Annotated in this window: 13 protein-coding genes and 1 pseudogene; 7 read left to right on the forward strand and 7 right to left on the reverse strand. The window is 60.5% G+C overall.

The genetic code is table 11. The features are described from left to right. Positions 1-1,188 carry a PepSY-associated TM helix domain-containing protein gene (locus HGI46_RS15800; protein ID WP_346766752.1) on the forward strand — a complete coding sequence of 396 codons (1,188 nt, stop codon included), beginning with the start codon at positions 1-3 and terminating at the stop codon, positions 1,186-1,188. A gap of 269 nt (positions 1,189-1,457) precedes the next feature. On the opposite strand, the gene HGI46_RS15805 is transcribed toward HGI46_RS15800, so the two are convergent. The 3 genes and pseudogenes from HGI46_RS15805 to HGI46_RS15815 all read right to left on the reverse strand — a co-directional run. Then, complete coding sequence (locus tag HGI46_RS15805; RefSeq protein WP_346766753.1) at positions 1,458-2,417, reverse strand: sensor domain-containing diguanylate cyclase; 960 nt, start codon at positions 2,415-2,417, stop codon at positions 1,458-1,460. Positions 2,418-2,445: 28 nt separating this feature from the next. Then, entirely contained in the window at positions 2,446-2,652 is a 207-nt protein-coding gene (locus HGI46_RS15810; protein WP_118075643.1) for a hypothetical protein, read from the reverse strand. A 395-nt stretch (positions 2,653-3,047) separates the two neighbouring features. Further along, a pseudogene (locus HGI46_RS15815) lies at positions 3,048-3,548 on the reverse strand (tyrosine-type recombinase/integrase); the annotation flags it as partial. A 110-nt stretch (positions 3,549-3,658) separates the two neighbouring features. Between HGI46_RS15815 and HGI46_RS15820 the strand changes: the two are divergent. From HGI46_RS15820 to HGI46_RS15830, 3 genes are all read left to right on the forward strand, one after another. After that, complete coding sequence (locus tag HGI46_RS15820; protein ID WP_240946820.1) at positions 3,659-3,964, forward strand: type II toxin-antitoxin system ParD family antitoxin; 306 nt, start codon at positions 3,659-3,661, stop codon at positions 3,962-3,964. 160 nt (positions 3,965-4,124) lie between these two features. Beyond that, positions 4,125-4,271, forward strand: a complete 147-nt coding sequence (locus HGI46_RS22160) for a type II toxin-antitoxin system RelE/ParE family toxin (protein ID WP_240345035.1) — start codon at positions 4,125-4,127, stop codon at positions 4,269-4,271. 304 nt (positions 4,272-4,575) lie between these two features. Further along, positions 4,576-5,208, forward strand: coding sequence for a tyrosine-type recombinase/integrase (locus HGI46_RS15830; RefSeq protein ID WP_168905035.1), 633 nt, complete (start codon positions 4,576-4,578; stop codon positions 5,206-5,208). A gap of 92 nt (positions 5,209-5,300) precedes the next feature. On the opposite strand, the gene HGI46_RS15835 is transcribed toward HGI46_RS15830, so the two are convergent. Beyond that, positions 5,301-5,642 carry a hypothetical protein gene (locus HGI46_RS15835; RefSeq protein ID WP_118075638.1) on the reverse strand — a complete coding sequence of 114 codons (342 nt, stop codon included), beginning with the start codon at positions 5,640-5,642 and terminating at the stop codon, positions 5,301-5,303. A gap of 165 nt (positions 5,643-5,807) precedes the next feature. On the opposite strand from HGI46_RS15835, the gene HGI46_RS15840 reads away from it, so the two are divergent. Together HGI46_RS15840 and HGI46_RS21910 are read left to right on the forward strand one after the other, a co-directional pair. Further along, complete coding sequence (locus HGI46_RS15840; protein ID WP_168905036.1) at positions 5,808-6,311, forward strand: hypothetical protein; 504 nt, start codon at positions 5,808-5,810, stop codon at positions 6,309-6,311. 149 nt (positions 6,312-6,460) lie between these two features. Beyond that, the gene (locus HGI46_RS21910) at positions 6,461-6,724 is read left to right on the forward strand and encodes a hypothetical protein (RefSeq protein WP_118075634.1); all 264 of its coding nucleotides are present in this window, start codon (positions 6,461-6,463) and stop codon (positions 6,722-6,724) included. Positions 6,725-7,151: 427 nt separating this feature from the next. On the opposite strand, the gene HGI46_RS15845 is transcribed toward HGI46_RS21910, so the two are convergent. Both HGI46_RS15845 and HGI46_RS15850 read right to left on the reverse strand, forming a co-directional pair. Further along, entirely contained in the window at positions 7,152-8,135 is a 984-nt protein-coding gene (locus HGI46_RS15845) for an alpha/beta hydrolase (protein WP_118075632.1), read from the reverse strand. A 66-nt stretch (positions 8,136-8,201) separates the two neighbouring features. Next, complete coding sequence (locus tag HGI46_RS15850; protein ID WP_168905037.1) at positions 8,202-10,547, reverse strand: TonB-dependent receptor; 2,346 nt, start codon at positions 10,545-10,547, stop codon at positions 8,202-8,204. A gap of 327 nt (positions 10,548-10,874) precedes the next feature. Between HGI46_RS15850 and HGI46_RS15855 the strand changes: the two genes are divergently transcribed. Next, the gene (locus HGI46_RS15855) at positions 10,875-12,065 is read left to right on the forward strand and encodes a glycoside hydrolase family 68 protein (RefSeq protein WP_168905038.1); all 1,191 of its coding nucleotides are present in this window, start codon (positions 10,875-10,877) and stop codon (positions 12,063-12,065) included. Here the strand turns inward: HGI46_RS15855 and HGI46_RS15860 are convergent. Then, positions 12,062-13,063, reverse strand: coding sequence for a LacI family DNA-binding transcriptional regulator (locus HGI46_RS15860; protein ID WP_168905039.1), 1,002 nt, complete (start codon positions 13,061-13,063; stop codon positions 12,062-12,064). The two genes, HGI46_RS15855 and HGI46_RS15860, sit on opposite strands and share 4 nt — an antisense overlap. Between the last annotated feature and the right edge of the window lie 69 nt (positions 13,064-13,132).

A 13,132-nucleotide genomic window follows, 5' to 3' on the forward strand; every position in this document is an offset into this window, starting at 1 on the left:
GTGGCGAAAACGCGCGAGGAGAAAGGGCGCTCGCTTTGGTGGCGTATCCACAGCTGGGCTGGTCTGAAACTGGCGATCTTCATGACCTTCGCCCTGGCGACCGGTACGCTTTCTGTTTTTGCGCACGAGATTGACTGGCTGGTGACGCCCGCAATGCGCGTCTCGCCGCAGGACGGCCCGCGTGCAAGTTGGGGCACGTTGGCCGCTGCTGCGGCACAGGCCGTGCCGCAGGGGCGCCTTCAGACCCTTTATGCGCCGATCGACCCCTGGTTCGCCGCTGAGGCCTGGATTGATACCGGGAGGGATGCTCCGCTACGCGTCTATGTCGACCCCTGGACCGGGGCAGTGACCGGGACACATGGCTGGGCCAACGTCCATCGGTTCCTGCGGCAGGTGCACCGCCATCTGATGCTGCCTACCACGATCGGCATTCCGCTGGTGAGTTCGCTGGCCCTGCTGCTGCTTGCCTCGCTCGTGACCGGCATCGTTACCTACAAGAAGTGGTGGCGCGGCTTCTTCCGCCTGCCCCGACGCGGCGATGTGCGGCGGCTGAGTGGCGATCTGCACCGGCTTGGCGGACTCTGGAGCCTTTGGTTCGTCGCCCTCATTGGGCTGACAGGCGTGTGGTACCTTGTCGAGACACTAGGCGGCAAAGCAGCGGTGCCGAAGCTGACCGAAGTCGAAACGGTGGTCCCCGCGCCCACCGGCGCTGCGCTCGACCGCCTGATCGTCAAGGCGCAGCGCATGCGGCCGGGGCTGGACATTCGCGAGATCCGCTTCACGCCGGACAACGGCGTCGTTCTGCTGGGGCAGGATCGCGCCTGGCTGGTCCGGGATCGCGCCAATGGCTTGGCGATAGACCCTTCTGACGGCCATGTGCTCACCGTGCTCGACGGCATGGATCTCGACGTTCATCAGCGCATTTCGGAAATGGCTGATCCCCTCCACTTCGGTACATTGGGCGGGCTCTCCACCAAGATGGTCTGGTTCCTGTTTGGCATGGTCTTGACCGGAATGTCGGTGACCGGCGTGATCATCCATGCCAAGCGTCTCGAGAAAGCCGATCAAGATCAGCGAAGCGCAGGCCGGCTCGCCTGGGCGGGAATGGGTGCATGGGCATATATCTGCACCGGGCTGGTAATCCTCGCGCTCGCACTGACACCCGGAGCAATTGGCGGGGCGAGTTGAAGCTTGGTAGCTTACAAAGCTCGCTCGACATCCCCCGATACGAGACGAGCGATCCTGCGCGAGCAATGTGGGGCGGTAAACGCCCGAAGCCCTCTCCTTGATCTTCCAGCCATCAAGATGGGGATGTTTTTGGTTGCGCCCGACTTCGGCGCAAGCGGCCATTTGCTCCACGTCTTGAACATTGATGCGGGCCTCACCCATCGGTACTACGCTGCGGCAGACTGGAGGACTCCAGACGGGAGGCAAAAAAGGCCTCGCATAAGATCCGACTAGAGCAGCGACTTGAGAGCCTTGTCGGCAATGACACATCGATTCCGTCCACTGCGTTTTGCAAGGTACAATGCCTTGTCAACCTCGGCTATCCATGCAGCCGCGTTGCCGATGTCGGCGCGGACTGCAGATATGCCAAAGCTTGCTGTGACACGCCGACCATCGGCGACCGGCATGACAATCTCGGCAATTCTTTCCCGCATCCTCTCGGCTGCTGCCCTGCCGCCGGCTTCATCGGTTTCGGTCAGAAGAATGCCGAACTCCTCTCCGCCAAGGCGTCCGAACGCGTCGTTCGAACGTAAGTGACCCATACAAACGGAGGACACCACGCGAATCACTTTGTCACCTGCAGGATGCCCGTACTCGTCGTTGATTGACTTGAAATGATCGATGTCGAGCAGGACCAGCACACTTCCGCGATTTCCGCGGCGATGGCGCTCGATCTCCGTTTCAACGGCCGTGACAAAGCCGCGTCGGCTCATAGCGCCAGTCAGATGATCCTTTTCGGCAATTCGGCGAAGTTCAAGTTCGTCGACAACAAGCGATGCAAGACTGGACAGGATGCCGAGTTGGCTTTCGTCGAAGTTGCGCGGCACGGTGTCGATCGCGCACAAGGCTCCGACATTGTACCCATCCGGCGTGGACAGAGGCGCGCCTGCATAACTGCGGATGAACGGCTCGCCGACGACAAGGGGATTGCCCGTAAAGCGATGGTCTGCGGTCGCATCCGGGATCGCAAGAACAGTGCGATCCATAATCGTATGCGCGCAAAAGGAGGCCGAGCGCGGCGTCTCCCTGACTGCCAGTCCGTCCATGGCCTTGAACCACTGTCGCTCACGGTCGACGAGCGAGACCGCTGCGATTGGCACCTTGAATATGCTCTTTACGAGCGAGGTAATCCGGTCGAACGGTTCTGCAGGAGGTGTGTCGAGAACGGCATAGCGCTCGAGCGCTGCCATGCGACCCTGTTCGTCTGTAAGTTTTGCCTCAAGCATTTGAAAACCCCAGTGCTTTCATGGCCTCGACGAGCTGACTGCGGTAGCTGGCTATCAGTGGATCCACAGCGGCCTCGATACTGATGTCATCCAACCCGAGCTCGTGCAGGCGTCCAACCAGGTCGGCAATGTTCTGTTGATGGCGCAAAACCAGATCTCTGACGCTTTGGGGCAAATCCAAGCCTTCAAGTTCTGCCATTGGGTGGCCCCCGATCGTGTACCTTCGGAAATTTCTTTCAGCAGAAATACTTAAGGATATCTGAAACGATCCGAACGTCTGTGGATAGAATGGGGAGCGGATGCATCTCCGCGCGACTTTGGCGACCCGTTTCAAGGGTGCGGGCAATCTGCCATCGCGATGGCATCGGATGTGTGACTGCCCTGGTCGGCCAGCGGGTTCGTACAGGTCCCAAGCCACGTCATTACGGTTGGTTCTGCAATGCTGAACGTCGCCCTTGAAGGCGTTCACGCACTTATTTTGCTATGTAAGGTTGCAGATTGTCAGTGTGTGCCAGTTGGACTAGCTCGATGCCAGACTGACTAGCTGATCCAATCGGAGAGGTTTTTGACACGCGCCCCGAGCATGACAAGTTTGATGATCGAGGCCCTCGCCCGGCGCAGCGAGTGGGTGCCATTTCGCTTCGCATCAGGCCCACCACGCTCACCCATTCATCGACAAGCCGGGCATATTGGCGGGTGCTGAGATGGCCGTTGCGATCGACCCGACTTGGAAAGACATCATCGTCCACCGTGCTGCCACGGCGTTCAAGCCAAGCCAGCGGACTGGCGCGGGCTTCGGGCAGCAATTCAAGCTCCACGGGGCGACCGGTTTTCTGCTGCATCACGATGGCGCGTGAGCGGATCTGCCCGCCGCTGACAATGTCGCCGATTTGCATTTGCACGAGGCCGCAGCCACGCGTTTTGCTGTCGATCGCCAAGTCGAACAAGGCTCGATCCCGCAAGCGGCGGCGCTGATTGAGGTAAGAGCGGATCTCCCACATTTGCTTCGGCTTCAGCGCCCGCTTCGCACCGACGGCGCCCAGCGTTCCAGACCTGACGCTTGGGGGATGTCGGTTGGATTTCAGGCATTTCCATGTTCATTCTCCGATAGCCAGAATTGGCCAACGGAAGAACGTCTGGCAGCCGCAGGGGAAGGTGCTGCGAGGTGTCGACTGCATAATGGTCCCTAATCGTGGGGGTAGGTCATGGCTGAACAGAAATTGACAAGCTTTGCCAATCTTTGCTATTTCAGAGATGGAGGTTGCATGGCTACGATGAACATCTCGCTGCCCGATCCGATGAAGCGATGGGTGGAAGCGCAAGCTGATACTGGTCGGTATAGCAATGCCAGCGACTATGTGCGCGATCTTATCCGCCGTGACCAGGAACGCGCCGACAAGATTGCCGCCATGCAGCGCCTTGTCGACGACGCCCGAGCTGGCGGTCTGAGCGATGAGACAATGGCGGATATCCGGGCGCGAGCGATCAACCAGTCAGGCCTGCAAGCCTGACTGTGCCACGTTTTCACTTAACACGCGCTGCAGCCAACGATCTGACAGCCATTTTTCTGGAAGGCAGCGAGCAGTTTGGCTTGCCGCAGGCTGACGCTTATCCCGAAGGGCTGAGTGCGCGATTTTCGCGTTTCTCGCAGACTATCCCCAGGCTGCGCGCTTGCGAGAGGAAATCTCGCCGCCAGTTCGCGTGCATCCCTACAAGGCCCACCTGGTGATTTATGATGTGGGAGATGAGGGAGAGGTCATCATTCTGCGTGTCCGACATGGTCGGGAAGATTGGACATCATCGAATTACGACGGTTAGCCGTGAAGAGGTCCGCGCTGGCGGCCAATCCGCAGAGATACTCTCCACACTTAGCGTTTCTCCTGCCGACCAGACCCGGTTGCTCAGGCTTGCAGCAGTGAGTGTCGCATATAACCAGAACCTGCCGATCCTGAATGGGAAAGCAGAAGGTCGGCAAAGCGCCCCAATCCCGGTCATTGGCAGCGATCATCGCATTGCCCAAAAGCGGTCATAGCGGGACGACGAAAGCTAGCAGCTTACGCTGATTGCGGGCCAGTTCGCGACCGTTCTTCTCTATGGCCAATCTCGGCCACGGAGAAAAACGATGACCTACTCTCACCTTGATCCCGCCATGCAAAATCGGGTGGCCTGGAATGCCGGTAAGACGGTCGGCACCAAACGGCCCCTGACCCAGAAGCAAATTTGGGCGATCCGTTTCTTCCTTGATCGCGAAGCGCGACTACGGGATCGGGCCTTGTTCGACCTTGCAATCGACAGCAAGCTCCGCGGCTGTGATCTCGTGAAGTTGAAGACGGGTGATCTCGTTGCCGGATCAGATATCCGAAACCGCGCGATGGTGATCCAGCAAAAGACCGGTCGGCCAGTGCAGTTCGAGATCACAGCTGACGCTAGCAGTAGTCTGGCAGCATGGCTGCAGCGACGTGGTGGCACAGCTGCCGATTATTTGTTTCCAAGTCGGTTCGATCATGGTCGACCCATGAGCACTCGGCAATATGCGCGGCTTGTCGACGAATGGGTGACTGCGATCGGCTTACGCCGCGAGGATTACGGCACTCATTCGATGCGGCGGACAAAGGCTGCCATGATCTACAGAGCGACTGGCAACTTGCGCGCGGTGCAGATTTTGTTGGGACACACCAAGATTGAGAATACTGTACGTTACTTGGGCGTTGACGTTGAGGATGCGCTGATCCTCGCCGAGCGCACCGAAATCTGACTACTGATGCGGCCGTCGGGCATCTTCCGATGGCCGCTTTTGGCGGCAATGAAAACTGCAGAATTCGACAGCAACTGGGTGGGGAGCGGACGCTATCTGGCGCCCCAGTAAGCTTTAAAGTCTGGGTGATCACGGAAAAGCTCGTCGAAGCTTGGCTCATAGATGCCAAGTATGTGAACCTCTCGCTCGTCCAGCATTGGAAAATCCTGAATGGAGATTGCTTGGCTCTTTAAAGTTGACCCATCCTGCATCTCCATCCGCAGATTTTCGCTACGATCTCCAACGTAATCTCCGTCGATCACGTTGGCATGGCGGGCCTGATCGTATGCGTCGACCGGAAAAAACTTAGCTATGGCGACACACATGGGTGGATCGAGCGCGTAAATCTCCGCTTCAGCGATCTGCGTGCTGGCCTCGAAAATCTTGATCTTCATCCCGCCAACATGCGACAAATCTCGAGTGCCCGCTATGGCGTCGGAACCCGAAAGGCAGATTTTTCGCAATCGCGGCAGTTTTCTGCCATTCAGAAAGCGACGCCTTTGCCGACTTAAGCAATCCCAGATACATTAGGCGAAATGCCACGCTGTCGAAGCCTTCTCGTGCTGCTCTTTCTGCCACTTCTGGGCAGTTGCAGTTACGTCTACGAACTCCTTGCAATCACAATCAACGGGCAAGTTGCGTTTGCGGTTGATCCTGCTTCTGGCTTTCAACCTGACTGCGTCCACAGCATTGACGTATCCGCTGATGATGGAGAACCGAAGGCCAAGTCAGAGCCCGGCGATGACAAAGGCTTGGTGGAAAACGGAAGCGTGTACTGGTGGGATTTCAGGGACGTTAGGTCGTGTAAAAACGAGTTCCCCATTATCTATGGGGATGCGCTGATTGGACCTCGTGCTGACGGCACCGGGTACGTTAAGGCCAAGCCGCTGAAGCAGGGCGTCGTTTATCAAGTGGGGACTTCAGGCGACGGAGCATACGGATCTGGCTGGTTCAAGATTCTTCCCAATGGTGAGATTGAAAACTATCCGAACGATCCCACTCCCGCTGATAGGGACGAAGATGGCTACCTCATTAAATCGGAGCCGGACACGGGCGCGAATTGATGGCAGAAAGCCACCCATTCCCGGCCATGAGCAGGCACCCACCGCGATCTTGAAACCTGCCGGGCAGCTCCAACGGATTTTTCGCCAGAAGCGGAATTTCTCAGAGCGACGCCGTTGCGGACATTGGGGGGCGTCCGTAGAGTACGACTATGGTGGATGCTCTCGGTTATCTCTGGTCCGCGCTTTTCTTCGGCGGATGGATTTACCTGACCTTTGAGTTAGGCCGCACCGCTGTTCGCGGTCGGTTCTGGTTCTGGAGCCGCAAGGCTAACGGAAGGATTTGGCCGCCGATCAGATCAGAAAGCCCCATCCGTTTCTGGGTAGTTTGGGCTTCAATGGCGGGTCCATACTTCTTTATCACGGCACTGCTCTTGGCAGCGCTACTGCGCATCGCTTGGCTAGAGCTGGGCTAGGCACCAAGCGGAGTTCGGGTCGTTGGTAGTGTCGGGTTTCCACCCCACTTTGCGTCATTGGCAGCTTTACGGCACGTTCCCGAAACCGGCATGGCGGCTTCAGCCTTGTTTTTGCCAGAACCTGCCGTTCAGCAAACGGCCCACTTCCGGGCGTAATTCTTAGCTCGTGGACTTTTCGTAGGATGTCGGGTTTTGGCGATGGACCTCCCGCTGAGATCGATGCGTGGGAATGACGGTAAAGTCCCAGCCCAAGTCTTTCCGCCATTGCTACAGCGTGCTGAACGAAGGGCAGAATCGATCCCGACAAACTGGTGATCGAATGGCTGGGTGCCAGGCGACACTCGCTGCGAATTCGCAGGTAGCAGAAGGGACGCTTGCCGATCAGATCGCGCCCTGGAGCGGCAAGATCAGCGTTGCGCTGCAAGATTCAGACCGTGCAATGTCTCTTGATGAATGCATCAAAAAGCTTCGTCCACTGCCCCGCTGGGGAATTAGACGGGCCGATGCCGAAGCCGTGACCGCCCTCCTCGAACAGGTGAATTTCGACCGGGCGATTCGCCTCACGCATTGCTTCGAGGAACAGCAGCGAGTTCTGGTACGGCACCGGCTCGTCATCAATTGCGTGAACGATGAAGGTCGGCGGCGTCTGCTGGCCGACATGACGCGCGGGTGAGCGATGCGCGATTGCCTCAAGGGAAGGCGAAGCGCCCAGCAGCATCTGCGCTGACTGCTGGTGCGTGAATGGCGGCTCGGCGCTGATGACCGGGTAGATCAAAGCTGCACAGCTGGGCATCGGATCAAGCTTGTCCGCCATATCACGGGGCTCATAGGTCTTTTCCATGCCACCGGTGATTAGAGATGCGGCAAGGTGTCCGCCCGCCGAAAAGCCGATGACCGAAACGCTCTCAAGGGCAAAGCTGAAACCTGCCGCCTTGCTCTTGATGAGGCGCATCGCTCGTTGCGCATCCTGCAGTGGCACGTTTGCCCGCTCGGCCCATCCTTCACCCGGCAGGCGGTAGACCAGCACGAAGACGGTGTAGCCCATCTCGGTGAAAACGCGCGCGACATCGGTGCCCTCGTTCCTGATCGACACGAACGTGTAGGCCCCGCCAGGGATCGCCAGGATAGCCCGCCCATTGCTCCGGGCGGGGCGAAACACGCGCATTTCCGGCCGCACTACCCCGGTGATGAATGTCGGATCGAGCGTTGTCGCCACTTTGGGAGCAACATGCGGACTTCCGGGCGGTGGGCCATCCCACAAGGCAATCGATGGCGCGGCAATCCACTCCGCGGGCAGAGGCCCTGCTCCTTGCGGAATCTTCAGCGGCTCACGTGCGGCGTTGGCCGGTAAACTCATCAACAGCAATCCACTCCCCAGCACCATCTGCCTGCGGTCCATCGGCATCGACATCACCTACTCCCGCCCGTGTTGCCGGGGCCATCGGCCCCGGCGCATCACTTGTCACCGTTGGTGGGATCAGTACTTGAAACCCACACGCACGCCATAAGCTTGCGGCAGGGCATAGCTCGCCGTGGTCGAACTCCACACCGGTACGATGGTGGTGGGGATACGGCGATCCTCGACATTGTTCATGAACAGGTTGAGGTAGGCATGGCCCGACGGTTCATCGAACTGCAGGTTGAGGTCGGTCTTGGTGTAGCCACCGATCCGGCCCTGCACGGCATTGTCAACACTGGCGATAGTTGCCGTTTGCGCGAAGAAATCCACCGCCGGAGTGATCTTCCAGCCCGACGCTGTCTCGAATTCGTGTGCATAGCTGAACCGTCCGCTGAAACGCGGTGCAAAAGGCAGGCGGTTGCCCGAGTAATCGGCCACCGCCGGTGCGATGGGGACAAAGCCGAGGATCGGTGCGAAGATGTTGTAGAGCGTATCGGCAGAACGCAGATTGTCGGGCGCGTTGGCAAAGCGCAGGAACTTCGTATCCAGCCACGAGACATAAGCGGTGAAGCGGTCGGCCCGGGTCGGCCGGAACGTCGTTTCCAGCTCCAGCCCGCGAATGCGCGCGCGTGCGGCGTTGGTCGTCACCGGGATCGGGCCCTGCACCGGATCGACGATGATTGAGGATACCTGCAGGTCCTTGTAGTTCATCTGGAACGCGGTGGCGCCAAGGAACAGGCGGCCGCCCATCAGGTTGGCGCGCAGGCCTGCCTCGAAGTTGTCGACAGTCTCCGGGGCATAGCCGCGGAAGCCTGCCGGGTTGGAGCTGGGCTGCAGGCCGCCGCCGCGATAGCCGGTCGAAACCGTGGCGTAGGCGAGCAGGTTCTCGGTCACATCGGCGTCTATGCCCAGCTTCCAGCTGACCTTGCTGTACTTCGCGCTCGGGCGGTTGCGATCGTCGGTATAGGCGATGGTGAAGGTGGGGCAGGTGTCAGGATCGATAGTGGTGCGGGTGAACGACTGACCGGGGCAGACCAGTTGTTGTTCATGGCTGGTCACCGTGTCCCAAGTGGAACGGATGCCCGCCACCAGGCGGACGGATGGCACTACCGCGAAAGTCGCCTGCCCGAACAGCGCGCGCGACTTGCTGCCGACGCCGGCATACGTGTTGACGACGTCGACCGCGTCGATCGTCGAGATCTGGTTGCCGGCCCCGACGACCTTCGCGCCGAAGATGTTGAAGACCAGATTGAACGGCGCTGGCGCAGTGTTGCCCGCATGGAGCAGGCGCGTGCCCGAAGGCTGGCGGTCTTCATAGAGGAACGCGCCGCCGACGAGCTTGAGCGGGCCATTCTGGTAGTTCACGTCGATTTCGTGCGACCAGGTCTTCGTGCGGTGATCGATATATTCCTGCGAGAAGACACCGGTCGATGCGGTCACGCCATCATTCTTGAGCAGCGAATAACCGGCCAGATAGGTCAGGCTGAGGTTTTCGGTAGCGCTCCACGTCAGCTTCGAACGCAAGTCGTAGCTGGTGATGTCCTGCTTGTTGCTGGTCACCGTGTCGAGGCCGGGATTGATCGCGTCCGACGGCACGATTGTGACCGGGCCGAACGTACCGGCAACGAGGTCCGCCTGCGGATAGACGTTGTAATTGCGCAGGAATACTGAAGATACCGTACCAGTATTGCGGGCGTAGGAGCCCGACAGGCGCCAGCTGAGGGTGGGAGCCGGATCGAAGATCGTCGTCACGCGCACGGCGGACAGATCGGCCTTGTCAAAGCGGCGTGCGGCGAATTTTGGCCCGTAGCCATCGTTGACCTGATGGAACGCGGCCACGCGCACGCGCAGCAGGTCGCTTATTGGCAGATCGACGGCGGCCTGCGCGCGAATATCGTTGAAGCGGCCGTATTGCAGGCTGGCGCTGCCGCCGAAATCGCGACCCGGATCGGCCGTGTTGATGTTGACCACGCCCGCCGTTGCATTGCGGCCATAGACCGTACCCTGCGGCCCGCGCAGCACTTCGATGGCGCTCAGATCGAACAGCGCCAGCGAAAGGGCGACGGGCGAGGGATTGTAGATCCCGTCGAACTGCGTGGCGACCGTGGAATAGCCGCTGAAGCCGTTGTTCGAACCGATCCCGCGAATGGCAAACCCGTTCTGCGAAAGCTTGAGCGTGGGCACCGTGGTCGCGATCTGCTCGCTGGTGGTAAGGCCCTGGCGATCAAGCAGAGACTGCGCCACGACGCTGACCGCAACCGGCGCCTTGGACAGCCGCTCGCTGCTCTTCTGCGCGGTGACGACGATCTCGGCGGGTGCGGTAGCCGCTTCATCCTCCGGCATGGCGGAGCCATCCTGCGCCTGCGCGGAAACGGCGGATGCGGCAAAGGCTGCTGATGCCAGCAGGACCGAACGAATATGCATTGGTGTTCCCTCTCTTCCGTGGCCTTCCGAATGAAAGTGCCACCTGCCTGGTCAGAGGCGACTGTTCCGGCGCCGTCCGATTCGCTGCACCTTTCATCACAAAAGATAGAATTGCGCAATCGATTGCTCTAGCTTAGGAGAGGTGAGTGCAATCGAGTGCTGGCAATGGCGGGAGCGGTTCGCTCGTGATCATGGCCAAGCTTGCTGGCACGTATCCGTCGTTTCCTCTGCAAAGGATCCCTGCAGCTGGAACGGGCAATTGGACAGATGTGTTATCGATTACGCGCCGTACTCGGACGTGTGATCCGGCAGGAGGATGAGCGCAGGATGGCAATCACCGTTTCCGAGACTGGCAAACGTGTTGCCCCGGTCCCCGGCGCTGCGCAGACGACGTGGTCTCGTGCCGACCTTGCCGGACTGATCATGTCCGAGGCGAACACCATCCCCGCCTTCCTGCCGATGCCGGATGCCCACATAGCCGGCTTCGATCTGTGGGACATGTGGCCGGTCGAACAGGCGGACGGCAGCCTGCCGCGCTTCGATGGCGCGGCCTTGTGGATGGTGCTGACGGCTCCCGCCCAACCGGATCCCGATGCCCGCCATGCCATCGCCCGTATTCATCTGGCCAGCGAGCGCAACGGACAATGGACGTTGCATCAACCGGTGTTTCCCGATGGCTTCACGCCCGGGGATCGCGAATGGTCCGGCTCAGCCGTTCTTGACGACGCGCGCGAACGCCTGACGGTCTACTTCACGGCGGCCGGTCGACGCGGTTCGGTGGCGGTCACGCTCGAGCAGCGTCTGTTCGAGGCGCGCTGCCGGTTCCAAGCGTCCGAAGGCAGCTTCATTCTGTCGGACTGGTCCGCCCCGGTTGAATCGGTGGTGGCAGACGGCGGCGACTACATGGTCGCCAACCAGATCACCGGTACCGGTGGCGAGATCATCGGCTTTCGCGATCCGGGCTTTTTTCGTGATCCGGCAAGCGGCCGGACATTCCTGTTCCTGACCGGCTCATGTGCCCGCTCGTCATCGCGGTGGACCGGCGTTATCGGCGTAGCCGAGGCCGACGGTGCCGCCGCTTCGGGGTGGCGCCTGTTGCCGCCGGTGCTGAGCGCGGCAGGCCTCAACAACGAGCTTGAGCGCCCGCACATGCGGGTTGTCGATGGCCGCTATTACCTGTTCTGGTCGACCCAGCGGAAGGTCTTTGCCGCTGGCGGGCCTTCCGGGCCGACCGGGCTCTACGGCGCGGTCGCAGAGGGGCCGCTGGGGCCGTACACCCTGCTCAACGGCAGCGGACTGGTTGCCGGGAACCCCGAGCAGGCCCCCGCGCAGGAATACAGCTGGTGGGTGATGAACGACCTGCAGGTCATCGGTTTCGCCGATTTTCCAGGCGTCGCGGCCCCGGCGGCGATCACGACGGCTGTACAGCGCCGTACAGGGTTTGCCGGACACCCGGCGCCATTCTTTCGCATCGCGCTCGATGGCGCGACATCTCGCGTGGTCCGGGCCGGGCTCTAGGTCGATCCGCGCACGATGACGTGCGGTTCGATCTGGCTGGATTGGGTTTCCTCGCCGCCGATCCGGCGCAGCAGCGTCTGCGTCAACAGCTCTGCGCCGTGGCGAAGCTGCTGGTCTATCGTGGTCAGCGGCGGGCTCATATGCTCGCCGATGGGCAGTCCGTCATAGCCGATCACGCGGACATCGTCCGGCACCCGCTGGCCGAGATCGCGCAGGGCGCGGATCACGCTGATTGCCGTCACGTCCGACCCGGCGACGATCCCGTCGGGCATGTCGGCCAGTTCGCCCAGTTTCTCCCGAACGTCTGCATAAGCGGCATCGGGTTCGAAGTGGGTCGGCAGTTCGAGCAGGGGCGCCATGCCGGCTTCGAGCAGCGCCCGCCGGGCACCATCCACGCGTTCCCCGAATTCCGATCCTTCGACCGGGCCGGCATAGGCAATCCGTTGGCAGCCCCGCTCGATCAGGTGCGTCGCCGCCAGCCTGCCACCGAGGCGATTGTCGGAACCGATCGAGCAGTGGTGCTGCCCTGGCGAATAGCCGCCCCAGACCACCATAGGTTCATAGCGTCGCGAAACCGTCTCGATGACGTGAAACTGGTCTGACTGGCCGACAACGACAATGCCGTCGACCCGCCCGCTGCCGATGAACCGATCCATCCAGCGTTCGTTGCCCGGCAGCACGCGCGACAGCAGCATATCGTAGCCGTGTTCGGCAAAGGCATCGGCCAGAAAGCCGGTCATCGTGTTGAAGAACGGGTCCGAAAGGTGCTGCAGCGCCTCGTGCCCCAGAGGAACCAGCACGCCAATCGTCATCGTCCGTTGCGTGCGCAGGTTGCGCGCGGCGATGTTGGGTTGATAGCCGAGCTTCTCGGCCAAGGCGGCGATGCGCCTGCGCGTATCGTCGCTTACGCGCCCGGAACCTGTCAGCGCCCGCGATGCAGTGGCAGTCGATACGCCCGCCAATTCGGCAAATTCCTTGAGGTTCTTGACGCTGACCATACTCTCTTCGATTATCGCTGCCTGACGCGCTTTGCACGCGGTTGCAAACACCTACACACAGTGCCGCGT

Source organism: Novosphingobium sp. ERW19 (assembly GCF_012641315.1).
GTDB lineage: Bacteria > Pseudomonadota > Alphaproteobacteria > Sphingomonadales > Sphingomonadaceae > Novosphingobium.

Coding starts and splice junctions, on each gene's coding strand:
- HGI46_RS15805 (WP_346766753.1), bottom strand. CDS start 2,417: ATGGCAGCGCTCGAGCGCTATGCCGTTCTCGACACACCTCCTGCAGAA.
- HGI46_RS15810 (WP_118075643.1), bottom strand. CDS start 2,652: ATGGCAGAACTTGAAGGCTTGGATTTGCCCCAAAGCGTCAGAGATCTG.
- HGI46_RS15820 (WP_240946820.1), top strand. CDS start 3,659: ATGGCTGAACAGAAATTGACAAGCTTTGCCAATCTTTGCTATTTCAGA.
- HGI46_RS15830 (WP_168905035.1), top strand. CDS start 4,576: ATGACCTACTCTCACCTTGATCCCGCCATGCAAAATCGGGTGGCCTGG.
- HGI46_RS15835 (WP_118075638.1), bottom strand. CDS start 5,642: ATGAAGATCAAGATTTTCGAGGCCAGCACGCAGATCGCTGAAGCGGAG.
- HGI46_RS21910 (WP_118075634.1), top strand. CDS start 6,461: ATGGTGGATGCTCTCGGTTATCTCTGGTCCGCGCTTTTCTTCGGCGGA.
- HGI46_RS15845 (WP_118075632.1), bottom strand. CDS start 8,135: ATGTCGATGCCGATGGACCGCAGGCAGATGGTGCTGGGGAGTGGATTG.
- HGI46_RS15850 (WP_168905037.1), bottom strand. CDS start 10,547: ATGCATATTCGTTCGGTCCTGCTGGCATCAGCAGCCTTTGCCGCATCC.
- HGI46_RS15855 (WP_168905038.1), top strand. CDS start 10,875: ATGGCAATCACCGTTTCCGAGACTGGCAAACGTGTTGCCCCGGTCCCC.
- HGI46_RS15860 (WP_168905039.1), bottom strand. CDS start 13,063: ATGGTCAGCGTCAAGAACCTCAAGGAATTTGCCGAATTGGCGGGCGTA.